The sequence below is a fragment of the Cohnella sp. WQ 127256 genome, from assembly GCF_024519285.1.
GTDB lineage: Bacteria > Bacillota > Bacilli > Paenibacillales > Paenibacillaceae > Cohnella.
In genome coordinates, this window is the sequence record NZ_JAMZCY010000004.1 from 82,236 (window position 1) to 106,610 (window position 24,375).

The window sequence follows — 24,375 nt, forward strand, 5'->3', positions numbered from 1 at the left end:
TCGACAAATTGTATGCTTAATTGAAGTAATTGTAGACACTATTTCTCAAGGGGTTAACTATGATGACACCTTCTATAAGCTTGTGCATGATCGTCAAAAATGAAGCTAAAAGTCTAGAAAAATGTTTACAAAGTGTCACTTCTATTGTTAATGAAATCATCATAATAGATACCGGCTCCACCGATGATACCAAACTAATTGCATCCCATTTCACGTCTCAAATTTATAATCTGGAGTGGACGCAGGATTTTGCAGCAGCACGTAATGCATCCATAGCAAAAGCTACAAGTGAATGGATTCTTATTCTTGATGCCGATGAGTATCTAGATTCTGGGAAATTACCACTTCTTAAATACTTCCTACATAATCATAAAAGTAAAGAACCAACCGGGGTCATTCTACCTATCTATAATTTTGTCGGAAACCTTAGTTCAGGTAAAGTATCCCAATCCAAAGCAATGCGCTTATTCACTAGGCATCCTGATCTGTCATTTATCCGCCCGATCCACGAACAACTACAATCCAGCACAGGCTCATTAATTGAATTAGAATTAGAGATGCCAATCTACCACACAGGATACACCGCGGAAACTATCGAGTATAAACAAAAAATAAAACGGAATGAAGCGATATACGAACAAATACGTAAACACGGCCAGTTTACTCCTTACGATTCTTTTACACTCGGTAACGAATACTTAGCCCAAGATCGATATCAAGAAGCACTTTCCTGTTATATTGAAGCGGAGCAGTTCACAGAGTATAACAAATCATGGTTCCCTCTCAGCATAGGCAACCGAATCAACTGTTTAATGAACCTTCATAAATATACTGAAGCATTTGAACAGATCAAACTCGCGAAATATAGGTGGTCTGATGTATGCGACTTCTATTGGTTAGAAGGATATTTGTTTGCTCAGTTAGGTATGGATAACGAAGCTATTAAGTCTTTACACCATTGTATCCAGATCGCTGAGAAGAAGTCAGCTCAGCCTACTTATCTAATAAGTCCGAACTATGGTAGCACGTTACCTCTGCAACAACTGTATATTATTTACTCGAGACTTTTCGATTCGCAGAAAGCGGTTTTCTATCTAACCAAGCTATGCTACGCAAGTCCAAATAATCAAACCGCATTCCTTCGGCTTATCAAACTTATTGCGACAACAACTGAGCAAAGCGATCAATTAGAGACATTCATACATTCTATGTATCCCAATCCAACACCCAGTCAATTAACGATGATTCTAGATACTTATATTCAATTAGGTAATAAAACTGCCTCTAAACTTTACTGGGAACGCTGCAACAATATAAACATCGAGCTATCACATGAGATCATATTGAAATATTCCATACTACAAAAGGACGGAGCGCTTCTTCAACAAACAATTGCTGGGTTACCTGATAAACATAACGCAATATGGGATATCCCGATATATCATGCCGCCTTGGTATATCCTCAATACGAATCCCAACTATTAGCACATCTATCACCAGAATTTAATATTGACTCAGCTAACATTGTCTCCATTTGTTTAGAGCTATTCCGCACCGGAAACTACGATCAATATGATACATTCATTGGGAGACATGAAGAACATTTCGAAGAAGTTGCGAATGAATTAGCGAATATCTTCTTTGCAGATCGCCAGTATGAACTGGCACTAGATTACTACTCACTTATGCTTAAACGCGGAGCGCTAACTTGTCAAGGTTATGAGAATCTAGCTCGTCTTTACATAATGCAAGATGAGATGGCTGAGGGCATAGCATTTGCTGAAGAGGCACTAGAACTATCCCCAGAACGAATCGATCTATCGATGCTGTTGCTGCTGAATATGAGTGAGTCTTCGCGTAAACTAGACATTAAATCTAATTTACTGTTACGTTTTCCTGGTCTTCAACATTTTCCTGTTTCTCCACTGTAAATGATGCCAAGTTAGATGCCGATATTACTTAGAAGAACATACTTATTTGCAGGAGGAATTATGGACAAGCTGTTATCCCTTTGTATGATTGTTAAGAATGAAGAAAAAGTACTTGCCCGCTGTCTGGAGAGCGTACAAGGCTTTGTCGATGAAATCATTGTTGTTGATACTGGATCGACAGATCAGACCAAAGCTATTGCTTTGCAATATACCGATCATATTTACGATTTCGAATGGATTAACGATTTCTCCGCTGCCAAAAATGAAGCTATTCGTAGAGCTACTTCACAGTGGATTTTGGTCCTTGATGCTGATGAATATTTGGATACAGATCAGAAAGATGAACTTAGAACCTTTTTGTCCAAAACCGACTCCGATCTACCCATCGGGTATGTATTACCTATTTATAACTTTATAGAAACTATTCAATCAGGCAAGTTTCTTGAGTCAACGGCCGTACGTTTATTTCCTAATAGCCCTAATCTCTATTTTGAACGACCCATTCATGAACAACTCGTTTATCGAAATGGCGAGATTATAAACAAGAATTATCCTCTAACCTTATTTCACACCGGATATTTAGCAGAAACACAACTGGAAAAAGAAAAGTCTTCTCGGAATCTCAATATTTTTAAGGATTTGAAATCTTCCAAAAATTTTACCGAATACGATTATTTCACATTAGGCAATGAGTACTTAGGCATAAAAGATTACAAGAAAGCTCTATATTACTATGAGCGAGCATTAACCAAAAATGCAGAAACGCTAACGATCTTTCCCTTCTGTCGATACCAAATTGTGCTTACACTTATTGATTTACGACGCTATAAAGACGCTCTAACCTACATTGAAGATAATATAAAAAGATGGCCACAGCACCCCGACTACTACAGTATAAAAGCTTCCGTATATGAAAATTTGGGACTTTACGAAGAATCTATCGATTACTATCTCACAGCCATTCAGAAAGCCGAAGATTATAAAGGTAAGGATGATCGATTTTGGCTCATTACTCCTACCTTGGGGACACACACGCCCTTAAGCAGTCTCGTTAGATTATATCAAAGGGCACAGAACATCCCGCAAGCGGTATATTATTTAACTAAACTTGTTAATCTGAATGATAATGATCACTTATCATTGTTCCGACTATTAAATTTGTTAATACAAAATGAATCTACTCCATCTATTCTAACTTTCTTAGGAAAAATATTTAATTTCGAACTTCCACAGCATTTGAACAAACTTCTTCATGTCAGTCTCCTTCTTGGTCATAAGGAACTTTGTCAATTCTTCTATCAGGAATGTGCTAAACATAATATAGCGTTACAACCTTATCAGGTTTTATATTATGCAGTTATTTTCAATGATCAGGAAAGATTCAATAAGATTCTAACCGATAACAAGGAACTTACGAACTCGGGTCAAGTAAATAAACTGCTCTTTTACGCAGCCATTCTGTGGCAAGACAATACGTATGGTCATTACTTGTCGGAATCCTCCAATGAAGATGATCTATCTCTGCTATTACTCCAGAATATATTTAATACTCTATTCGATTCACACGAATCGGATGAAGAAATTATATTTGATATCAACTTTATCGTCACTTTGCTTATCGATCTATTTAAAATGGGTTATTACGATTCCTATGACTGGCTCATTCAACAATACCCTCTATACTTTAATATTCTTGCTAATTTGCTGGGAGACTACTTCTACAATCATAATCAGATTCAGTTAGCGGTGGACTATTACTCTCTACTTCTAAAGAATAACCAATTAAGCGGCCCTGGTTATTATCATCTATCTTTAATTTATTTGAATCAAGGAGAAACTACTGAAGGGTTATCGTATTTGCAAACAGCGATCGAACGCTGCCCTGAGCAAGCAACATGGTATATACTCTATGCGAATTACAGTCCTTCATCCGCTCATAGAGATACAATATTGCAAAAATACCGAAATGAATTTCACCAATATTGTCAAATCGAAGTTATTCAACAGAAAATAAAGAGCTAAGGCTAAGCCTTAGCTCTTTATTTTCTGTTGTCTACAAAGTATCCTTCAGCTTGTGAATACGCTTGATGATAAGCAGTCTTCATTCGGTTACCCTCTTGCACTTTATTCATTTGAGAAGTGATAAAGTCTTTAAAAGCTCTTAATTTCATATTGACCTGCATTTCAGTATCATAGGCCATACGTATCAATCTCTGATTATTCACATTCTTTTTATCCGTTAAAGACATTAGTTCTTCTATTCGGTGTTTTAATTCCTCTTGAGCAAGTTGAAGCTGCTCTAGCATTGTAATATCATTTTCCATTTCTAAATCCAAAGTAATGATTTGTTCTGAGATGGCAACAAAGTGCTGCAGGGATACTTCGAGATCTATATCAACCTGGCTCATATCTGTGCCTTAGTTGCCGCGTGATATTGTTTCATAGATTGAACCCAAGTATCTCTTAAATCCGTCATAAGCTCGATACACTCCGTTAAGCTGTCCGTATCCAACTTCATATTTGCCACAAACAATTTATTGTTCATATATTCGTACAGTGAATTTAATCCAAGAGAAATTTCATATTGTTTATCCAAAGTAAATGAAAGCTCATTAATAATATCCGTTGCTCTTTTGATATTATAATTTTTCGCTTCAAAGTTATCATTTTGTATAGCATTCAATGCTTGCTTCATAAATTTGATACAGCCATTGAATAGTAACGTAGTCAATTCCCATGATGATGCAGTATTAACTTGCATTCGGAGATATGTGTCTTGGGCTTGTTGATTCATATCAAGATTTACCTCTTTTCATCAATATTCAATCCGATAAGCTCTTGAAGCTTTGCCATTAAATCCAGAAATTTTTCATTCGGAATTTCACGGACTATCTCGTTGCTAGTTTGATCAATTACTTTGATCATAAGTTCACCTGTCTTCGAATGAACACTATACTCACACCGACGTTCCATACCCGATAAAGCTCTATTAGCTTTCTCAAGAGCATTAAGGACGGCCTGATCTGACACACTCAACTCAAACTTATCCTTTTTAAGTAATTCGGATGCTGACTGGTTAGAATTTCTAGGTGTTGATACTGCTACTGTGCTGACTTCACTTAGCTGCGAAATGTTACTAAACTCAGGAGATTTTAAGCTTGATGATATCGCTCTAACATCCATAGTTTCTGATTCCCCTCTTCGCCTATTATTATTGCTGGTTAAGCCAAGCCAGTACAGAATTACTCTTCCCTATAGCCGTATCCATTGTGGAAAACATTTTGTAATAATTAGTTTCTTTTTTTGAAAGCTTAACATCAAAATCCGCAATTCTTTGGTTCAATTTACCGATTAAGAGACCTATGTCGGTCGAGGCACTTTCTACAGGTACGCCTGCTCCTCCTGCCTTCTTGACTAGTGCGTCCATAGTCTTGTTCGCTTGTTCATACATTTTCTGGGCAATGCCATCCGGTTGGTTTGAGAACACCGCAGCAACATTAGCAGGATCTTCAGTCAATGCTTTACGAAGTTCAGTTTCATCTATAACTAGCTTTCCCGCATCTTGAGGGTTCTTACTATCGTATGGCTTGGTAGAAATGCCTACTTTAAATAGGGCGTTGTAGTCGGAAGAAGCCGAACCTACTGATGATATTACAATATTTCTGAATTCACTTATTCCTGATTTTAGAATGTCGTCATTGCGCAGGAGCCCACTCTTTGCTTTTTCCTCCCATATTTTAATTTCCGATTCTTCCATATCTTTTTTCTGAGCATCCGTTAATGGTGTATAACTTCTGAACTTCGCCTCTTTCACTCGTTGATTTAATATGTCGAGCATCTCGTTATATTTCGTTACAAAATCTTTAACTTTATTAACAGTACTCTCTATATCTTTAGATACCGAAACGGAAACTGCTATAGCTGTCGTTTGTTTGAGGTTATACGTTACACCATTAGAAATGAATGTATTGCTATTTCGATACGATTGTACACCATCAATCGTAACATTGGCATCCGTTCCAGCTACAGAAGCAGCAGATAAGTTCGCTGCTGCAAGGAAGTTGCCACTACCAGCTTGCAAATTTATTACCGCAGTGCTTCCCGTATCCTTAGTGCTAAACGTAAATTTATCAGAAACACTGTCGAAATTCATAGTAACTCCAACATCTGAATTATTCACATTGTTCATTATGGACCTGAGGGTATCCGTAGCAGAATAAGTAAACGTCTTGCCATTGATCATAAAATCCCCAAAATTTAATTCTGTATTGAACTGGGAGGAAATAGACCCCAGTGTTGCGTCTAAGTTAATCCGATTGGACTGCTTATCTGTAAACCCAAGATCAGCTAATCCCGTATTACCCACTACGGCCCCCAAGACAACGGTTGGTTCATATGTACCTGCAATCGAAGCATCGTCAATCGACTTAAATTCTAGGTTTCCTGCGTTCGAAGAAACCGCCAATTTGTTTGTGCCAAACGCGTTGTTTACTTGAGTTTGAATTGCCGCAGCCAACGAAGTCGCATCTAAGGGACCACCGGCAGCTAGGGTAATCTTCCGCGTCACCCCACCTAAAGTAACATTAAATTGATCGTTAACTCCAGCAGTTATGGTGGTAGCTGGCGCAGCGCCCGCCAACACAGAGTTTTTAGAAACGGCTCCTGAACTATTGGTAGTAGCTCCTGTTGCCAAGCTGGTTATTAAAATCGAATGGTTTGCGTTATTAGCAGTTCCATCAGCACTTACAGTTACAGCATTTTCATTAGATGATTTACCCGAGCTCAGTTTCCAATCACCCGATAGTCGCATGTTGTCGAGAGTAGTTTTGAAACTAGCCAACTTCGTGTTCACTTCACGATATAAATCTGTTTGCCAGGACAAAGTCATTTTCTTCTGCTTTATCTTATCTAACGGCATCCGTTCAGCTGCCATTAATTTACTAACCATGCTTTCGATATCGACACCTGAATTGAGCCCCGCGATTCTAGTTACCATTGTTGCACCCCCGAATTTATTCCTTATCCTATTTATCGTATATTTTCAATTGTTTTTAAAGAGCAATCTTCACTTTATTTTAATCGCTGCAAAGCAGGTTCATATGCATATTCAGCAGCAAACTGATAACATTGTTGTGATAAATTCACATTACCCGTAAATTCATAGTATAACCCTAGATTATAAGCTGCTTTAAATGTACCCACACCATAAACAGATGTATACTTCACTGTATCTCCAATGGCAAGAGCTTGAGAGAAGTTTTGTTCTACCTCTTGCATATCTCCGGAATCCATCGCAAGAAGACCTAGTAGAAAGTATAAATCCGGGAAATCTGTGTAAACGGATTCAAAGGATTTCAACAGTGTTAACGCTTCTTGTGTATAATTCTGCTCCTTTAAAACATATCCCAGCATAACTAGCATAACTGGAAAATACAAGCGATTACGCTGCATCTGATTATAACTTCTCCACAGATATTGTTCTGCTTCTTCCCATTCGTTCAATGAAAAGTATAACTTACCCATTTGGTACAGCATATACCCGTCGTCTGGATGCTCTGCCAAATGTGCTTCATACATGGTTTGGTAACGCTCTGCTTTATTCTTGGTCACATATTCCCCTGGCTCATAGCCATAGTGCAGAACTTCTAATGGTAACATTTCAAAAACCGCTGGTTCACCTGATTCATATATTTGTTCATGTACTCTGCCCTTAAAATAATACGCCGGAACATTAGGATAAAACCTAACCATCTTATGTTTCTTTATTTCTCCGCTCATTACATTATTAATAATGACACACCCAGCAGCTCGAGGATGACACGACACGAAGCTCTGGATCTGTTCATCGGTATCTATCGGAAGTACTTCGTCAGCGTCCATAACTAGAATATAATGACCGTTAGCCTTTGAAGTACAAAAGTTCCTTGCTGCTGCGAAATCATTATCCCATACATAATGATAAGTCTTAGCACCACATTGTTCGGCAATTTCAACTGTAAGATCATCCGACCCTGTATCTACCACAATGATTTCATAGTTCTGCGGCACACTCTGCAATGCTCTATGTAAACAGTCAGCTTCATTTTTTACAATTAGACACACGCTTATCAATACCATAACACCTCGGTAATAAGAAAGAACCCATTACTGCGTAATGGGCCCTTCCTAATTTGTTCTGCGAAATTAACGAAGCAGTTGCAGTACGCTTTGCGGCGCTTGGTTGGCTTGTGCCAACATTGACGTAGCTGCGGATTGCAATATGTTCAATTTCGAGTAAGTCATCATTTCTTTGGCCATATCTGTGTCGCGGATACGGGATTCAGCAGCTTGCAGGTTCTCTGTTGTTGCACCTAAGTTATTGAATGTGTGCTCCAATTGGTTTTGCGTAGCACCAAATGCAGAACGCAATTTATTGATCGTTCCGATATCTTGATCGATTTTACCAAGGGCAATGGAAGCACCTGCTGCTGTTCCAAGTGTTTGAGTGTTAATTTGCAGCTTAGCCAGTGCGATATCTTGTAACGAGATCGTTACCGTGTTCTGCGCAGCTGTGGAATCACCAATTTGGATACTGATTTTAGCGCTACCATTCAGTACAGTAATACCGTTAAAAGTCGTACCTTTTGCAACGTTATCGATTGCAGTACTAAGTGCTTTGAACTCCATATCAATCGCTTCCAAATCAGAAGCATTATATGTTCCGTTTAACGCTTTTACAGCCAATTCCTTCATACGTCCGAGCATGTCGGATACTTCATTCATTGCACCCTCAGCTGTTTGCACAAGGGAAATCCCATCTTGTGTATTTGCTTGAGCTTGATTTAATGAACGGATTTGTGCGCGCATTTTCTCGGAAATCGAGAGACCCGCTGCATCGTCAGAAGCACGGTTCACTTTGAAACCTGAAGACAATTTCTCAGATGATTTGCCTTGAGCTATGTTGTTCGTCAACAAGTTGCGGTGTGCATTCATTGCGTTAAGATTGTGGTTGATAATCATTTCTAAATTCCTCCTTGGATGTGTAACGGCCCACTTCCTTGTGAGCTCTCTATACATATATCGGCAAAATTTCCTGTGACTTTAGAGGTATTTAAAATTTTATTCTTTTTTTTGCATCTTGGCTATAAAAAAGAACCCATTACTAAGTAATGGGCCCATTCATATCTACTCAATAGCGAAATTAACGAAGCAGTTGCAGTACGCTTTGCGGCGCTTGGTTGGCTTGTGCCAACATTGACGTAGCTGCGGATTGCAATATGTTCAATTTCGAGTAAGTCATCATTTCTTTGGCCATATCTGTGTCGCGGATACGGGATTCAGCAGCTTGCAGGTTCTCTGTTGTTGCACCTAAGTTATTGAATGTGTGCTCCAATTGGTTTTGCGTAGCACCAAATGCAGAACGCAATTTGTTGATCGTTCCGATATCTTGATCGATTTTACCAAGCGCAGCGGAAGCTGCAGCTGCAGTACCAAGTGATTGACCAGTAATTTTCAATTGCGTCAGTTGGATATCTTGTAATGAGATCGTTACCGTGTTCTGCGCAGCTGTGGAATCACCGATTTGGATACTAATTTTAGCACTACCATTCAGTACAGTAATACCGTTAAAAGTCGTACCTTTTGCAACGTTATCGATTGCAGTGCTAAGTGCTTTGAACTCCATGTCAATTGCTTCTAAGTCAGAAGCATTGTACGTTCCGTTCATTGCTTTTACAGCCAATTCCTTCATACGTCCGAGCATGTCTGATACTTCATTCATTGCACCCTCAGCCGTTTGCACAAGGGAGATCCCATCTTGTGTATTTGCTTGAGCTTGATTTAATGAACGGATTTGTGCGCGCATTTTCTCGGAAATCGAGAGACCCGCTGCATCGTCAGAAGCACGGTTTACTTTGAACCCGGAAGACAATTTCTCAGATGATTTGCCTTGAGCGATGTTGTTCGTCAACAAGTTGCGGTGTGCATTCATTGCGTTAAGATTGTGGTTGATAATCATTTCTAAATTCCTCCTTGGATGTGTAACGGCCCACTTCCTTGTGAGCTCTCTTTACATATATCGGCAAAATTTCCTATGACTTTAGAGGTATTTAAAATTTTATTATATTTTTTTACAGCATGGCTATAAAAAAGAACCCATTACTAAGTAATGGGTTCTTCCATATCTGCTCAATAGCGAAATTAACGAAGCAGTTGCAGTACGCTTTGCGGCGCTTGGTTGGCTTGTGCCAACATTGACGTAGCTGCGGATTGCAAGATGTTCAATTTCGAGTATGTCATCATTTCTTTGGCCATATCTGTGTCGCGGATACGGGATTCAGCAGCTTGCAGGTTCTCTGTTGTTGCACCTAAGTTATTGAATGTGTGCTCCAATTGGTTTTGCGTAGCACCAAATGCAGAACGCAATTTGTTGATTGTTCCGATATCTTGATCGATTTTACCAAGCGCAGCGGAAGCTCCAGCTGCAGTACCAAGTGATTGACCAGTAATTTTCAATTGCGTCAGTTGGATATCTTGTAATGAGATCGTTACCGTGTTCTGCGCAGCTGTGGAATCACCGATTTGGATACTGATATTAGCATTACCATTCAGTACAGTAATACCGTTAAAAGTTGTACCTTTTGCAACGTTATCGATTGCAGTACTAAGCGCTTTGAACTCCATGTCAATTGCTTCTAAGTCAGAAGTATTGTACGTTCCGTTCATTGCTTTAACTGCCAATTCTTTCATACGTCCGAGCATGTCGGATACTTCATTCATCGCACCCTCTGCCGTTTGCACAAGTGAGATACCGTCTTGTGTATTTGCTTGAGCTTGGTTCAATGAACGGATTTGCGCGCGCATTTTCTCGGAAATCGAGAGACCTGCTGCATCGTCAGAAGCACGGTTCACTTTGAAACCTGAAGATAGTTTCTCAGACGATTTACCTTGAGCGATGTTGTTCGTCAACAAGTTACGGTGTGCATTCATTGCATTAAGATTGTGGTTGATAATCATGATGTATTATGCCTCCTTGGATTGTGTATGAGCCCACTTCCTTGTGAACTCTCCCTATATATATCGACTGAAATGTTTAAAAATATAGAGCAAAGTTAGTCGTTTTCAAAATAATTTATTAATAATACAGTCTGATCATATATTTTAAACTCATCTTTTTGCATTGTTTGTTATATTATTATTTTTATGAATTTTATTCCATCGTTTTCAACTTTTTCGCTGCATGAGCTGCAAGATCTTTAATATTCTGCATTTGGAGTGGTGTAGCGATCGCTTGTTGATTATTTTCTCGTATCGCATCCATAACTTCTTTACGATAAATCTTCACTTGTGACGGAGCGTTAATTCCGATCCTAATCTGGTCACCTTCAGTACCCATAACAAATACTTCTATATGATCATCTATGATAATGGACTGCCCTTTCTTACGCGATAAGATCAGCATCCTTCACCAGCTTCCTGTTCTGAAGAAGAACTAAATAATGGCACTTTAGTTGAAAAGCGTGAATCATTAGACATTACGAACTGCCTTCCTGTCATACTCCGTATACTAATTAGTAATGGTGCGAGAAGATTTAACGTGGAATTGTCAAATGGTTCAGCTAATGTAACGATACATAAAACAATTACGTCATTAGGGTCCGAAGTTTCTAATGCAGCTTTTTCATCCTCTTGGACTTGCACCTCATAACTCGGAATAAATGTGAATGGATTGGTTACTAGAAAACCTAAGCTTTCTTCTTCAGTACTTTGCAAATATGCAAACGGAGATTGGGTGTTCGTTTCGTCAACGGGAATAAGTACAAAGGAGTTCAAATTCTGAAATCCCAATATACTACCTTCCATTAAAATCGTCTTGCCATATAGATCATTAAACATAAATAGTCTCCTCGCCAATATAAAATGAAAACGAGCTACTAGCGCCGAAAGCGCTCATAGCTCTATGCATAAAGATCATAACTACTGACCCACATTTTGATGGAATTCATTTGTTCCATATATATTTTTGCTCTTTGCGGAATATAGTTGATTTCCGGTTTTGATACATGATAATTAATTTCTGGATGTCGCGGTGTCGTTTCAATCTCTACTGGACGTGGAGTGTACTGTATTTTTACGTTCATATTCGATGCACGACCTGACACTCGAAGGTAATCTTGTTTATTCGTCATAGCTTGAGCAGCGAGGTCCGCAATGGCATTAGAAGAATTAGATATTTGTTTCATTCTGTTACCTTCTTGAGCAAGCTTTCCAATTGTCTGCATTATTCGTTGTTCATATTGAGCAGTCAACATCCTTGACGTCTCAAGCGTACCACCCTTCGCCAACGCAAACCAAGCTGCTGAAGAATCAATTGATAGTTCTCCTTGCGGTTGCCTGATCTGCAGGTCTGCTCTGGGAGAAACAATATCCAATTGGCCCGGAGGGGACGTTATATTGTGCTTCCCCCTCGGGCTTTCTATTCCTATCTGGCCTTGTGTTGATCGAATAGACAACCTGAGCAATTCCATGGTTACACCCAGCTTTCCTTGTAAGTTCCTTATCTCAAGTAATCCACAAGGCTTGGTTGAATAATCTTAGATCCAACGGAAAGAGTGGCCTGGTAAACATTCTCGTCTCGTTGGAGATTCATAATCGATTGTGCAATGTCGGCATCTTCCGTCTTTGCACTTAAACCGTTTAGCGATTGATTAAGATCTTCATTTCTATTACTCAGCATTGTGATCCTATTAGCTCGCGCACCTACCTCAGAACGAATACCTAGAAAAGTATTGAATCTAGTATCTATTTTTTCCATAGCTGTACGCGCAGCAACGCTATCATTCGCATTCATGGAATCTCGTAATTCCTTAAATATAGTAAACATATTATCTGGGTCTGTCGAATTACCAAATACAGCGTTACCTGAAATGTTAGTCTCTAATTCAATCCCAGGAGCCAATGGTAATAAAATCATGGCATCATCCGTATTTGTTGTACCTGCTGTAGCGATATCGTAAGGTTGGGTTGTCGTCATTTGACCATTAAAAGTATACTTCCCGTTCAATTGATCATTACCCAACGTTACCGCTTGCTTAAAAATCCCATCCATTTCCTTGCCAATCGCCTCTCTAGCTTCCTTAGAACTAGAATCACTAATACCGCGTACTGCTAATTCTTTAGCTCGTTGCATCAGTTCATTAATTTGGTTTAGTACCGTATCCACGTGTTCAACATTTCCAGAGGCCGTTGTAATGTTGCGCATGTATTGATCATTCATGGATAACTCACTGCGATAACGCAATGCATAGGTAATGCCTACAGGATCATCGGATGCACGATTTATCTTTCTCCCAGTCTCGATCTGCTCTTGAGTGGCACTCATCCGATTGTAGTTATTATTTAAGTTACGGATTAATTGACTGTGTATCATGCCTGATGTTACTCGAGAAGTCAAATAAATCACCTCATCATCTTTATGAATTACCTTCCAACTACACCCATGCCATTAATGACCTTATCAAGTAATTCATCGACTGAGGTCATTACTCTGGCTGACGCATTGTATGCATGCTGGAATTTTATCAGATCTGACATTTCCTCATCCAATGAAACTCCGCTAACGGATTGTCGACGACTATCGACTTGAGCAACAATTGCATCCTGATTCGTTGCCTGACGTTTCGCATCCTGCGATTGAACACCCAATTGCCCAATAACCGAACGATAATAATCATCTAAAGTTCCATTACCAATAACGGGTGCTAATCCATCCGGACTTACGAAATTCATTTTGGTATCCTTTATGTTAGCCATCAGTAATGCCAATGTGTTGTTCCCTGGAACGACCTGCTCTGGAGTCCCGGCAGTACGCATGGAAGTCGCGATCGCATCTGGTGACTTTTCAATAACAGGGTTTAATCTAATTGTCGCCGCAGTAATAGGTCCCCCATCACTGGATGTGAAAAAGGGTACTCCTGGTGTTGGTGGTTGTTCTAAAGTGTAACCTAACGTATGCAATTGATTAATTCCATTAACAGGAACTGTAAGAGCAGTTGCCAACGTTCTCGATGCGCCACTATAAGTCACACCATTAAGTGTTACCCCATCCGGAAGCACGCTACCGGCAGGAATGGTAATTGTGAACTGACCATTTGCCATACTGTTTGCAAACGTATTTAGTTGACTTTGGTAATCTCTCACATAACTATCCCGAGAAGTAATCATTCCGTATACTTCACCGCTTGTTAAGGCAGTACCGTATGCTCCTTGTAAACCCGCTGCATCAACAGGAATAAACGTCTGGCCTGTCACAAGTGCATTGCCACCCATACTAATATCATAACCTTCTGGTGTATCCGTCACCGTAATGTTAACAATTTTAGATAATTGGTCGACTAGCAGATCGCGTTGATCTTGTAAGTCATTTGGGTTATCACCATATGCGGAGATGCGGGTTATCTCAAGATTAAGCTTAGATACATTATCGAGAATGGTATTAATTTGATTTGCCTTAACCCCAATATTGTCCGTCAAGTCCCGCTCCAGATCTCCTAGCTGTTTGTTCGATAGATTAATCGCATCCACAAGAGCTAAAGTATTCTCACGAAGAATCTTTCGACCAGTAATATTCTCAGGATCTTGAGCCAAATCAGACCAAGATTTCCAATAATTATTAACAAGCGTTCGAATACCCGTTTCGCTTGGCTCGTTAAATATCTCCTCAAGCTTATTCAACGTATCCGTTTGTATCGACCATTTGCCTTGGTCTTGGCTGTTATTACGATACTGGCTATCTAAAAAGGATTCTCTTATCCTGGTTATCGATGAAAATTCAACCCCCGTACCGAGTTGACCAGGAATCGTGGAGTGTGACATACCGATAGCTTCAATAGGACGAGTAGCTTGCATATTAACTCTCTGGCGGGAATAACCAGCCGTACTGGCATTGGCGATGTTATGACCTGTCGTCTGTAACGCTGCCTGTTGGGTGAATAGTGCGCGTTTGGAGGTTTCTAATGAATGGAATGTAGATCTCAAGGATTCACATCTCCTTGTTTCAAGTTGGTCAAGCTCTCGTATCGAAAGTCCTTCTAGGTGTACCTGCGTTCACGGGACGTTTTGGAGAATAAGTCATGTCTTCGTCGTAAGGAGCCGACAATAAATCAATTTGAAAATCAATAAATTCTAAGGATTGTCGAACTAGTTGCTGATTGCGATCGTTCTGCTCTTTGAGAAGCCGAACCTGTTCCTTTAATCGATCGCCTGCCAACATTAAAGCAGATTTCTGATCAGCTCGTGGGAATGCTTGAATTAAATCCGCTAAAGTCGATGCAGGTTTCGCATTAAGTCCTAGATCTTTCCAGCATTGTATCGAGTATTGGGTGATATCTCTGTTCAGTTGCTCCATAGACGATATCGCCTTTGATTCCTTCGCTGTAAAAGTCATTAGCTGGTCAACGCGATTGTCGATGACTGATCTCTGCTTCTCTCGAGCCAATAGAAGCAATTCCTCATGTATATCTGATAGGTTGCTCAATGTGTTTATTACATTCTCAATACTCAAGGAGGATCACCTCATTCTTTACTTGCGACAGGACGGAAAAAGGGCAGAAGTTTCTCAACTAGTTCACCAGAATCAACTTTATAAGTTCCTGATGATAATTCATTCTTCAACGTCTCAATTCGTTCCGCACGATTCGGATCCTCAGAGCGCTGTGCACCTAATAGCTCCATAGCCTCAGCGGAAAACTGCACCTCGTCCTTGCGGCGATTACCAGTAGTCTGGCTCGTACGAGTATCCGATTGCTGTTGATAAGTACGATAGGCACCAATACGCTGAGTATCATTAATCTTCACGTTAATCACCCCAATATTTAAAAAACCGATAATAGTATATCCCTATTATCGGTTACGATTTATAAAATGTTTAGAGTTACATTTATTAACTCCGATCATGAATATTATCACCGATCCGATACGTACCCGATCTGCCCTTATCTTCGGGATTTTGTTGAAGCATACCACGCGAAGTTGCGTTCTTCACATCCTTCTGAAGACGTTTCTTACAGGACTCGCACAAGTGATTCTCGCGAATGAGTATTCCGCATGACTCGCACGGATAGGACATATTCGGAGCGTTAAGCAAAGAAATTCGCCCTTCGCGTATCCAACGTGTAATTTGTTTTATACTAACTTCCATTTCCTCAGAGAGCTGTTGGATATCCAGCCCTTTGTTCTTACGCAAATGCTCAACGCATTTCTCGTATTCTTTCTCTAGCTCCTGATGGCAATTATTGCAGACATCGCGAAAATTTCTAGAGAATAACTTGCCGCACTTAGGACAGTAGGATAAATCCACTACAATCATCTCCCGATTTCCGACATTAATCGACCACATCTGACTTTAGTGTACTAAATATTTCTAATTCGTGCTATTTTTTTTGTTTATGCGGAGGCGGATGGCTTGTTAGAAGGAGCCTCCACGTTACTCTTTGGCGTTCCATAGGCAGACTTCAATTGGGCAGGTACGCTACCGAACAGCAACCAAGACCAACTCGTCATTTTACAAATGACCGTTACGACAATCCAAGAAATAACCAAAGCACTTACATATCCACCCGCATACCAGGCATGATGAATCAGTGTGCCTCCGCCATCTAATGGAAACTTACGATATACCAATAGAACAAGAGGATGGAATAAATACACACCAAAAGATACGATACCTAAGTGACGAAGCTTACCAACCCAGAACGAGCTATTCATCCGTCCACCGATTAAGAATGCAATTTGCAAGAGCACCAAAGGTGTCAGCATCGTATAGATATCCCATAACCCATCATACAGCGCATTGGAATATACCGTCTTGTAGACGCGAACATTGTAGTAGATGGTCACATATGAAATCCCTGCTGCGAGCCACGCTGCCCACAAGCAAATCCATACGGCAACCTTACTTTTCGTTACATTTTCTTTAGCAATAATAAGCCATGACTTAATCCGATCGAAGTAAATCCCCAGCCACGCTCCGAGAAAATATTGTCCGAAGTAGGAAGGAGACCAGCTCCCCCGATTCTGCACTTGCCAATATTCCCTATTATAGAGGAAGAATGCCCATTGCAGCGCGACTCCGACTATTACAGCAGATGCCGCCAGCCACTTGAACCTTTTCATCAAGTACAACAAAATCGGAAACAGTAGGTATAGCTGTATGCTAATGAACACAAAATATAAATGAGTGTAGGCCTGACCCTTCATTAGCTTGCTCCAGAAGCTCGGCCACATCTGGGAAATATCCCATGCGAACCCATTCTGATACCAACGTATGACAAAATACAAGGCGGAGAACAGGATATAAGGAATCACGATATACGTCAGGCGATTGCGGTAAAACTTCTTAAACCGTTGTACCGTCAGTGGTTGAGGGTAATAGTTATAGAACAACACGAAGCTGCTAAGCAGGATGAAGGATGTTGTCCCTATTTTGAAGAAAATATTTAGAAAGTTATATACGCCATATAAGCTCGCGCCTTTCATATCCAGTGTTGCAAATGAGGTGGAATGCACCATCAATACACCAAGGATAGCTAATCCGCGCACAATATCGATTTCGTTTAATTTGGCTCGACGTTCCATGATGCCTCCTTCTGGCAAGACTGCACCATTTTATTATTTTTCTACTATAAACATAAGTCTACCTATCATAGCACAGGAGTAAATAGGTCGAAAAGGATATTTCTTTGTCACCTATGACTGAATTTGCTATGGAGATTTAACCAGATCAAGGTAGTCACCTTCCAAATTCCGCTATGAACGCGCCCATAATAATCCATAAACAGTCGTCTTAGCTTCTATCTGGTTCGCTTGCTGTAATACTCGTGCACACTCATCCAATGTACTACCTGTTGTATATATATCATCTACTAAAATAATTGTCGGAGAAAATAGAGCTGTAGATACAGCCGCAAAATTGCCTCTCATATCGACCACGCGACTGCGACGAGTTTTGAGACTTTGTTTCTCGGTGTGACGCAGACGTTCGAGCATCGGACTGTAGCTCAGTCCATACCAATTGGCTAACCTTATAGCTAATCGTTCCGCTTGGTTAAAGCCTCTATCCAGCAGCCTCTCTGGGGCTAACGGGACTGAAGTGATCGCATGGAAATCAGGCTGTATAGCCTCACAAAGTCGTTCATAAGCAAATGCAAGCATTGCTGCCAGCACTAATTCCAACTGCTCGTTCCCCCTATATTTATAGAGGGCCAGCCAGTCCTTCATAGGTTTATCGTATCCGACAGCGCAGCGGCTAATGGAAAAATGCCGTACTTGCCTACGTATACAGTCCTCGCACCTTTCCGCTCGACCACATATTCTGCATGTCGGATAAGCAATCCAAGGAATGGCCTGTCTACATGAGCCGCATAGTGTAGCCATAACTTGCCGTGGAGCCGGGTGCTTAATCGGAATAGGGATACTTTGCGAACCTTGCGACGAGCCCCGTCCACAGATCGGACATGCTGACTTTACCGAGGCAAACCATGAGTTTATATTTACTCGCATCCAAAGATCACTCCTATCAGACGAGGTATAGGTCAGAAAAGTTTTAAATTGGTAAAGTTACTCAGTTGTTGAAAGAGCTTGATGAGAAGCCTTTCTACACGAATGAACATTTTGAGTTAGTCCTTCTTCTTTAAATATCCATGTTTGCTAGCCAAGGAGTTCATGCTGCGGATTTGACGTACTGAGCCTCGTTGTGACTTCGTCCATACAGGAGCCCCGAAGAAAACAAAGCCAAATGGATCGTTTGCTGATCGACCTGCCCTCCCCGCCATCTGAACCAATGATGCAGAATCAAATAAAGCATTGTGCGCATCCAAGATAAATACATCACTCTTCGGTATTGTGACTCCACGCTCCAGAATCGTTGTTGTAACCAAGAGACTAATGGAGTGATCGCGGAAGGAGCTTACTTTATCTGTACGGTTCGAATCCTTCGATGAGGTGCCTGCTATTGTCTCTGGTTGGATGCTAAGTGATTTCGCACAACGCTGAAGAAGCTTAACGAAGGGCTCAACCTGGCGTACATAAGGAACAAAAAGAAAAATTTGCGCACCTCTCTGAACAGAATGCTGAAGTGCCTTTAGCAGTTTAGCTGGGATTGTAGATTTACGGAGCAATTCTGATACGGTTGGAATAACCAGACGTTGAGGAACTGGCAAAGGGTGCCGGTGATATCGGACTGGAACCCGTGCACAAGGGAGTCTTCTGCGTGAAGCTGCTCGTTGCATATGCTGTGGTGGCGTTGCGCTTAGTAAGACGGTGGAGCCCGTTTTCTTACGGCATTTGTCAGCGGCATAATGCAGCACCGGATCATTGTGGTAAGGAAATGCGTCCAATTCGTCAATTAATACAAGGTCGAATGCCTCCTGGAAGCGAATGAGTTGATGCGTAGTGGCGAGAGTTAATGCCCCATTCTCCCATCGATCAAGGCTTCCACCATAAAGAACAGTTCGCTCGTAATGGGGAAAAGCTTTGGCTAACCTCGGAGCAAGCTCAAGTACCACATCTCTGCGGGGAGTCGCTACGAGAGCCCGCCCCCCTCTAGAGAGTACAGCTTCCAACAAGGGGAAAATCATCTCTGTTTTCCCTGCTCCGGTCACCGCCCATAGTAGAAAAGAGCTGCTTTCCTGCCGAATGTTGCCGCGTGATTCATTTAAGAAGGATAGTGCAGTAACTGCCGCATCGCTCTGGGCAGGGCTTAGCCCCCAGCGCTTGGTTAACTCCTCTGGGGTTGGAGTTGCAGATTGAGTTGGTTGTGATGTGGTGTTTAATGGGACGCCAATGATTAGCAGTTCGCATTCGCGACTGCGTCCCATTGTTAGGCAGGCCTCACAATATGCGCAGGCTTGCCCGCACGCGGCGCAAGGTGTGCGCCGCAGCTTGTCCTGGCCGCTACCGCAGCGGCGGCAAGCAAGCTCTTGGGACCGGCGAGGCGAAGTCGCCGGTCCCCGAAGGCGAGCGAGGCGTAGCCGCTCGGCCCAATAGCGGAAGCCGCGCTGCGGCGGAGCGACTGGCTTGGGGGCTACGGCAGCGGTGAGCTGCAGAGCCCCGGAAAGCGCCGCTAGCTGTAGCGCGGCGAGGGGGCTGGCGGAATCATCCGCAGGGATGACGTCGGAAAGCAATTGAACAGCTTCCTCCCGTAAAAGGGAGCGACCCGCAAGATGGACACTCGCTAACCGGGCAACCTCCTCCAAGTGTCTGCTATTTCCTCTAATGTGCCGAACTCCCTCTCGGCTCCACATTTTCTCCATACCACGACTGTGTTCGTTTATTCCCAGAGCCACATGTTCTACCCTGAGGGGAATAGGAGCACCCAGCTTTCCACACACGAGATGAACAGCCTTTCTCAAATCCTCCACCCCATCTGAGGTTGAATGAGGCTCGGTTCTCTTTTCCCCGCCAATGTCACTTCTTCCCTTAGTCCATTGCTCCTTCAAGTATTGGCAGACACTGACCGCGATTCCGAGGGGCACCTGCTCACTCAATCGAAACATCCTACAGGCCGTATTCTTCCAATAAACTTCATCCACTTCCCAAGCCACTGAAAAGAATGCTTCATAGTCTTTCTCGAATTTAACGACATAAAGAACGACCTTCATCCCTTCCACTCCCCCCAGTTCGACGCCTTACATACCAAAAAAAGCACACTCCAATCACCGCAAACGGCGATTCTAGAGTGTGCTTCACCCGAACTCTTATTCAAATCTTATTGCCATGATTATATGATAAAAGTATCGAAGCTGCAATTCCTTCTCATAACGTCCATAATCCACACATTAATCAGAGGGGTAATCGAGCCACCTCTTCACTTCGTGCCAGCTCCACAAACACAACCTTCTGCTTGCCTTCCTGATCACCGTTATTGCCACTACCCAATCTTTCATAATTCACTGCATCTTCAGTTGAATTAGCCGTACATTTCCTTACCCATTCTATTCCCGTATCACTCCGAGCAAAACGCTCCAAGATTTTCCCTGTATCATCCGTCGACTGATCAAGTACAACCGTTATCCCAATCTCTGTACCGGTTCTTCTGGAAAATTGCTGAAGCGCCCGAATGTACCATTCAATCTGCATTTGATGATTACCCGCTACTAGCACATAGTGACGTCGATCTTCACCTGAGCCACGCCGAATCATCCAATGAACAATTGCAACAGCTGCTGCATAAAAACCTATTATCCATAATATTTCGGGAATCACGGCGGCCACCTCCTTTTGTCTGAGGGGGAGTGACGATTGCCCAAATACACGATACCTAAGTGTATTCCATGCAATCCTTCTACTCGTTCAACAATATATGCCATGAGCGGAAGGGGAGTTCCGATCCCACGAAAAACTAGATATTTACATTATTTTGAATAAGGACTACAATAAGTACAATTTCATTGCTATTCAGGTCGTGAAGCACACGCCACTTTCTCGTCAGCTAAAGCTGAACGGGTGAGTGGCTATTTCATTTTCAGGGAGGAATAATCGATGGATTTGGAGATGACTTATACGCCCTTTATGGAGAAGCACAAGAAAGCAAAACGTGTAGAAAACTTCGATAACCTAAATTCCTACTTTGAGATGTGTGACTCTACGGAAGGTTCAAGCTCCTTGGATTATGCTTTTCTAATAGGTAATGTGGTGCTAAATGTCGATTGTGATGGCATCGATTCGCACGCCAAGGAGATCAATCGGACCAAATTCGTAGATCACCTCGTGCGTCAAAATCATCTCATTCTTGACGGCTGGAAGGTCCACCGATATTCCTATGACGATGCAATGGAAAGTCCAAGAATGTGTCGGCAAATCCTGATGCAATTCATGGAAAGATGGGTAACGGGGAATAAAGCCAATCAAGTCGCCAAATTATCTGCTGAGGAACGAGATATTTTATGCTTGGCGTTAAGACGTGGGTACATAGTCCGTGCCAAAGATGTCAGTCAACTGCTTGCTGTGGACAATCAAAAAGCCAGAAAGCTCCTTCATAACCTTTGCACAAAAAAGATGCTTTCATCTTCCGGTGAGGGTAATGATCTAGTGTTTAGCTATAAATTAAATAAAAATGTGACGGCTGATGACCTTGGATTATGAGTGCTATGAAATACATCACTATTCCTCACATCAACTGTAGGATAGAACAATATAAACCATCGCACTTTCACTTTCGCTACCATACATATAAAAATCGCAGCTACATCGGTCGGTGAGAGACCGTGTAGCCGCGAATGGTTTGCGCTTCTTGAGATGAGGTTCCAGAATAACCTGCAACTAGGAAACGAATGATCTTCTCCCCATCTTCCTCTTCCATCTTTGGTTTTAATCCCTTCTTAAATAGATCGATTTGAAAGCCTTCTAACTTCTTTTCGCACCTATTATCAAAGTTACCAATCTTCTCAAACATGTATGAAAGTATACCGTCAGGATCGATCCTAGCGTGCTCAGCGATGTCGCTCCATCTCTGTGTTCCAGCATAGAATCACCACATCGATTGAACAAGCTTAAGCCCACCATCCTTTCGAAATTCCGCGATTATTGGTTTCCATGTTCCATGTACACGAATCGGTCTGAATACTACCTTTCCGTCCGTTGGCTCATGCATCTACTGGATGTACTCATTAAGAGTAAACCTTCGGCAAACTGCAAAATATGATACCTAATTGGGAATAAATAAAAGCAGGCTGCGCTCCCAAGGGCGCGTTAGATTGGGGCGCTACCCCATTGATGTAAGAACGATTGTTCCAATTTTAGTTAGTGAACATATTCGTCCTACTATTCACTAATTACATTCTTTTTAATATCGAGGTTCTTTCATCTATTTTATAGACCTCAACATAATCGTTGCTAATATACTCATACAACCTGGCTGCAAAATCTTTAAACATCTTGCCGTCAATATAATTGTGCTCATCATAGATTAGATAATCTACATTTTTCAAATCATTGATTATCTCATTAATAATATCCTCATTGATTGCCCCTGCCATTAGCTCACTGTATCTAGTGGGGTTTTGTTTATCTAAAACAAAATACAACATTGGATTACAGGGGTAAATAAATACTTCTTCATTTTTTGGAATAAACTTCTCAACTGCATTAAAAAGATCATTGTACTTTACAGACATTTCCTTTGTGACATACACCTTTTCTTTATACGGGAATAATTCTGTGTATTGCTTATAAACTATAAATCTCGACTCTATCCCAAATACAGATACAACCAGCAAAATTCCGGTAATAACCATGGAAAACAATCTCGTTGACTTCATTTTGTATAATTTATAGAGCAAGTATATTAATAAAATTAAGATCATAGGGAACGTGGTTCTAACTTTCAAAAAACTCGCTCTTTCATAATTATGCAAAAAAGTTGTGCAAGCGAATATAAATACAATAAAAAAATTAAAATCAAAGCTTTTATTAATAATTTTTTTCGCAACCACCACAGCACTTACGATAAGTATTATTAGCTGTACAAAATATAAATAAGCAAAAAAATTCCACGGCTTGAAGTCTTTAAAAATTGTATTTAGATCGACCCAAGTCGGCGGGGGAAGTTTCGCTTCTTTAAAGTCTGTTAGTGGAAGTATTAATGCATCTGTAAAGAAATCATTGATTGTATGTTTTGAAATTAAATAAATAAAAAACACGATAGCCAATGAAGCTGCGGATGAAATTAATACAACATATCTTTTTGAAATATCAATTTTGTAATATTTGAAAAGTACGAAAGCTATGCAGTATCCGATCAAAAAATAGAAGCCGATAGTCTGTTTGAACAACCCCACTAGACATAAGAGTAAGCCCGAAAGCACCATCCATTTAACGTTATTTTTCTCTATGCTTTTGATCATACAAATCACACTAGCGATACCCAACAAAACTGCATTCCATGAATAACTCGGACTTATTTGTGTCATGCTCAACCCAAAAATAATGCTAACCATAAACCCCAGCAAGGAAAAATACGTGTTCGTCATTCTTTTTAAAAAATAATACACAATTAAAGAAAATAGCGAAGAAGTGATTGCTGTAAATATTCTCATCAATAATATTGACTTTCCAAATATGGACATTAAAACCGATCCTAGATATAAATGCCCTGGAGTTTGTAGCAGAAAGAAATCCTTAAATGGAACAAGTCCTTCTGAAATTTTTTTCATGGAATTAAGATTAAAACCTTCATCAATAAAGTTAATTCCATAATTATAGTATAAGGAAGAATATACAAATCCAATAATAAAAATAATCACATATTGATACTTAATTAATAGCTTCATTTGCGCATCCATTCCTAATGTGTTTTCACCGAATTTTATAATTTACCATGCCTACAAAGAACACTTCAACGCCAAGTAGACATGGTAAATTATAAGTCTTGTAGGTATACAATAGCATAATCAGGGCAGCTTGAGTGCTA

26 protein-coding genes are annotated in these 24,375 nt (G+C 40.8%); 3 read left to right on the forward strand and 23 right to left on the reverse strand.

Annotation, left to right across the window (positions count from 1 at the left end; genetic code table 11):
- The first annotated feature begins 59 nt into the window (after window positions 1-59).
- Window positions 60-1,931 (forward strand): tetratricopeptide repeat-containing glycosyltransferase family 2 protein, encoded by a 1,872-nt coding sequence (locus tag M1K58_RS12030; protein ID WP_256759105.1) that lies wholly within the window; start codon window positions 60-62, stop codon window positions 1,929-1,931.
- A 60-nt stretch (window positions 1,932-1,991) separates the two neighbouring features.
- On the forward strand, window positions 1,992-3,953 hold the full coding sequence (locus M1K58_RS12035; RefSeq protein ID WP_256759106.1) for a glycosyltransferase: 1,962 nt from the start codon (window positions 1,992-1,994) through the stop codon (window positions 3,951-3,953).
- A gap of 17 nt (window positions 3,954-3,970) precedes the next feature.
- On the opposite strand, the gene M1K58_RS12040 is transcribed toward M1K58_RS12035, so the two are convergent.
- The 21 genes from M1K58_RS12040 to M1K58_RS12140 form a co-directional block, all read right to left on the reverse strand.
- A complete protein-coding gene (locus M1K58_RS12040) occupies window positions 3,971-4,339 on the reverse strand; it encodes a hypothetical protein (RefSeq protein WP_256759107.1) in 369 nt (122 codons plus the stop codon).
- On the reverse strand, window positions 4,336-4,725 hold the full coding sequence (fliS, locus tag M1K58_RS12045) for a flagellar export chaperone FliS (protein ID WP_256759108.1): 390 nt from the start codon (window positions 4,723-4,725) through the stop codon (window positions 4,336-4,338). Before fliS ends, M1K58_RS12040 begins: the two co-directional genes overlap by 4 nt.
- Window positions 4,726-4,733: 8 nt before the next feature.
- Window positions 4,734-5,114, reverse strand: a complete 381-nt coding sequence (locus tag M1K58_RS12050) for a flagellar protein FlaG (protein ID WP_256759109.1) — start codon at window positions 5,112-5,114, stop codon at window positions 4,734-4,736.
- Window positions 5,115-5,142: 28 nt separating this feature from the next.
- Window positions 5,143-6,927, reverse strand: coding sequence for a flagellar filament capping protein FliD (gene fliD, locus M1K58_RS12055; protein WP_256759110.1), 1,785 nt, complete (start codon window positions 6,925-6,927; stop codon window positions 5,143-5,145).
- Between the two features lie 74 nt (window positions 6,928-7,001).
- Entirely contained in the window at window positions 7,002-8,048 is a 1,047-nt protein-coding gene (locus M1K58_RS12060; RefSeq protein WP_256759111.1) for a glycosyltransferase, read from the reverse strand.
- A 66-nt stretch (window positions 8,049-8,114) separates the two neighbouring features.
- Window positions 8,115-8,930 carry a flagellin N-terminal helical domain-containing protein gene (locus M1K58_RS12065; RefSeq protein ID WP_256759112.1) on the reverse strand — a complete coding sequence of 272 codons (816 nt, stop codon included), beginning with the start codon at window positions 8,928-8,930 and terminating at the stop codon, window positions 8,115-8,117.
- 181 nt (window positions 8,931-9,111) lie between these two features.
- Window positions 9,112-9,927, reverse strand: a complete 816-nt coding sequence (locus M1K58_RS12070) for a flagellin N-terminal helical domain-containing protein (RefSeq protein ID WP_256759113.1) — start codon at window positions 9,925-9,927, stop codon at window positions 9,112-9,114.
- A 182-nt stretch (window positions 9,928-10,109) separates the two neighbouring features.
- Complete coding sequence (locus M1K58_RS12075; RefSeq protein WP_256759114.1) at window positions 10,110-10,925, reverse strand: flagellin N-terminal helical domain-containing protein; 816 nt, start codon at window positions 10,923-10,925, stop codon at window positions 10,110-10,112.
- Between the two features lie 193 nt (window positions 10,926-11,118).
- A complete protein-coding gene (gene csrA / locus M1K58_RS12080) occupies window positions 11,119-11,370 on the reverse strand; it encodes a carbon storage regulator CsrA (RefSeq protein ID WP_256759115.1) in 252 nt (83 codons plus the stop codon).
- Window positions 11,364-11,804, reverse strand: a complete 441-nt coding sequence (gene fliW / locus M1K58_RS12085) for a flagellar assembly protein FliW (protein ID WP_256759116.1) — start codon at window positions 11,802-11,804, stop codon at window positions 11,364-11,366. Before fliW ends, csrA begins: the two co-directional genes overlap by 7 nt.
- Before the next feature lie 62 nt (window positions 11,805-11,866).
- On the reverse strand, window positions 11,867-12,436 hold the full coding sequence (locus tag M1K58_RS12090) for a DUF6470 family protein (RefSeq protein WP_256759117.1): 570 nt from the start codon (window positions 12,434-12,436) through the stop codon (window positions 11,867-11,869).
- A gap of 29 nt (window positions 12,437-12,465) precedes the next feature.
- On the reverse strand, window positions 12,466-13,362 hold the full coding sequence (gene flgL, locus M1K58_RS12095; protein ID WP_256759118.1) for a flagellar hook-associated protein FlgL: 897 nt from the start codon (window positions 13,360-13,362) through the stop codon (window positions 12,466-12,468).
- A gap of 26 nt (window positions 13,363-13,388) precedes the next feature.
- On the reverse strand, window positions 13,389-14,945 hold the full coding sequence (gene flgK / locus M1K58_RS12100; protein WP_256759119.1) for a flagellar hook-associated protein FlgK: 1,557 nt from the start codon (window positions 14,943-14,945) through the stop codon (window positions 13,389-13,391).
- Between the two features lie 28 nt (window positions 14,946-14,973).
- The gene (locus M1K58_RS12105) at window positions 14,974-15,471 is read right to left on the reverse strand and encodes a flagellar protein FlgN (protein WP_256759120.1); all 498 of its coding nucleotides are present in this window, start codon (window positions 15,469-15,471) and stop codon (window positions 14,974-14,976) included.
- Between the two features lie 11 nt (window positions 15,472-15,482).
- Window positions 15,483-15,764: a flagellar biosynthesis anti-sigma factor FlgM gene (flgM, locus tag M1K58_RS29675; protein ID WP_256759121.1), complete on the reverse strand. Its 282-nt coding sequence runs from the start codon at window positions 15,762-15,764 to the stop codon at window positions 15,483-15,485.
- Window positions 15,765-15,849: 85 nt separating this feature from the next.
- A complete protein-coding gene (locus M1K58_RS12115; protein WP_256759122.1) occupies window positions 15,850-16,266 on the reverse strand; it encodes a flagellar protein in 417 nt (138 codons plus the stop codon).
- Between the two features lie 86 nt (window positions 16,267-16,352).
- Entirely contained in the window at window positions 16,353-17,543 is a 1,191-nt protein-coding gene (locus tag M1K58_RS12120; RefSeq protein WP_256759123.1) for an acyltransferase, read from the reverse strand.
- Window positions 17,544-17,714: 171 nt separating this feature from the next.
- Window positions 17,715-18,140: a ComF family protein gene (locus M1K58_RS12125; RefSeq protein WP_256759124.1), complete on the reverse strand. Its 426-nt coding sequence runs from the start codon at window positions 18,138-18,140 to the stop codon at window positions 17,715-17,717.
- Window positions 18,141-18,181: 41 nt separating this feature from the next.
- Window positions 18,182-18,412: a hypothetical protein gene (locus M1K58_RS12130; protein WP_256759125.1), complete on the reverse strand. Its 231-nt coding sequence runs from the start codon at window positions 18,410-18,412 to the stop codon at window positions 18,182-18,184.
- 171 nt (window positions 18,413-18,583) lie between these two features.
- Window positions 18,584-20,566, reverse strand: coding sequence for an ATP-dependent helicase ComFA (locus tag M1K58_RS12135; RefSeq protein WP_256759126.1), 1,983 nt, complete (start codon window positions 20,564-20,566; stop codon window positions 18,584-18,586).
- A gap of 181 nt (window positions 20,567-20,747) precedes the next feature.
- On the reverse strand, window positions 20,748-21,170 hold the full coding sequence (locus M1K58_RS12140) for a hypothetical protein (RefSeq protein ID WP_256759127.1): 423 nt from the start codon (window positions 21,168-21,170) through the stop codon (window positions 20,748-20,750).
- Between the two features lie 276 nt (window positions 21,171-21,446).
- On the opposite strand from M1K58_RS12140, the gene M1K58_RS12145 reads away from it, so the two are divergent.
- Window positions 21,447-22,049 carry a DNA-binding response regulator gene (locus M1K58_RS12145; RefSeq protein WP_256759128.1) on the forward strand — a complete coding sequence of 201 codons (603 nt, stop codon included), beginning with the start codon at window positions 21,447-21,449 and terminating at the stop codon, window positions 22,047-22,049.
- Between the two features lie 100 nt (window positions 22,050-22,149).
- Here M1K58_RS12145 and M1K58_RS12150 read toward each other — a convergent pair whose 3' ends face one another.
- Together M1K58_RS12150 and M1K58_RS12155 are read right to left on the reverse strand one after the other, a co-directional pair.
- A complete protein-coding gene (locus M1K58_RS12150; protein WP_256759129.1) occupies window positions 22,150-22,359 on the reverse strand; it encodes a hypothetical protein in 210 nt (69 codons plus the stop codon).
- 379 nt (window positions 22,360-22,738) lie between these two features.
- The gene (locus M1K58_RS12155; protein WP_256759130.1) at window positions 22,739-24,235 is read right to left on the reverse strand and encodes an ArnT family glycosyltransferase; all 1,497 of its coding nucleotides are present in this window, start codon (window positions 24,233-24,235) and stop codon (window positions 22,739-22,741) included.
- Between the last annotated feature and the right edge of the window lie 140 nt (window positions 24,236-24,375).

Coding starts and splice junctions, on each gene's coding strand:
- M1K58_RS12120 (WP_256759123.1), bottom strand. CDS start 17,543: ATGGAACGTCGAGCCAAATTAAACGAAATCGATATTGTGCGCGGATTA.
- M1K58_RS12040 (WP_256759107.1), bottom strand. CDS start 4,339: ATGAGCCAGGTTGATATAGATCTCGAAGTATCCCTGCAGCACTTTGTT.
- M1K58_RS12135 (WP_256759126.1), bottom strand. CDS start 20,566: ATGAAGGTCGTTCTTTATGTCGTTAAATTCGAGAAAGACTATGAAGCA.
- M1K58_RS12050 (WP_256759109.1), bottom strand. CDS start 5,114: ATGGATGTTAGAGCGATATCATCAAGCTTAAAATCTCCTGAGTTTAGT.
- fliW (WP_256759116.1), bottom strand. CDS start 11,804: ATGTTTAATGATCTATATGGCAAGACGATTTTAATGGAAGGTAGTATA.
- M1K58_RS12145 (WP_256759128.1), top strand. CDS start 21,447: ATGGATTTGGAGATGACTTATACGCCCTTTATGGAGAAGCACAAGAAA.
- M1K58_RS12070 (WP_256759113.1), bottom strand. CDS start 9,927: ATGATTATCAACCACAATCTTAACGCAATGAATGCACACCGCAACTTG.
- M1K58_RS12090 (WP_256759117.1), bottom strand. CDS start 12,436: ATGGAATTGCTCAGGTTGTCTATTCGATCAACACAAGGCCAGATAGGA.
- M1K58_RS12030 (WP_256759105.1), top strand. CDS start 60: ATGATGACACCTTCTATAAGCTTGTGCATGATCGTCAAAAATGAAGCT.
- M1K58_RS12060 (WP_256759111.1), bottom strand. CDS start 8,048: ATGGTATTGATAAGCGTGTGTCTAATTGTAAAAAATGAAGCTGACTGT.
- M1K58_RS12065 (WP_256759112.1), bottom strand. CDS start 8,930: ATGATTATCAACCACAATCTTAACGCAATGAATGCACACCGCAACTTG.
- fliS (WP_256759108.1), bottom strand. CDS start 4,725: ATGAATCAACAAGCCCAAGACACATATCTCCGAATGCAAGTTAATACT.
- M1K58_RS12035 (WP_256759106.1), top strand. CDS start 1,992: ATGGACAAGCTGTTATCCCTTTGTATGATTGTTAAGAATGAAGAAAAA.
- M1K58_RS12155 (WP_256759130.1), bottom strand. CDS start 24,235: ATGAAGCTATTAATTAAGTATCAATATGTGATTATTTTTATTATTGGA.
- M1K58_RS12075 (WP_256759114.1), bottom strand. CDS start 10,925: ATGATTATCAACCACAATCTTAATGCAATGAATGCACACCGTAACTTG.
- M1K58_RS12150 (WP_256759129.1), bottom strand. CDS start 22,359: ATGTTTGAGAAGATTGGTAACTTTGATAATAGGTGCGAAAAGAAGTTA.
- fliD (WP_256759110.1), bottom strand. CDS start 6,927: ATGGTAACTAGAATCGCGGGGCTCAATTCAGGTGTCGATATCGAAAGC.
- csrA (WP_256759115.1), bottom strand. CDS start 11,370: ATGCTGATCTTATCGCGTAAGAAAGGGCAGTCCATTATCATAGATGAT.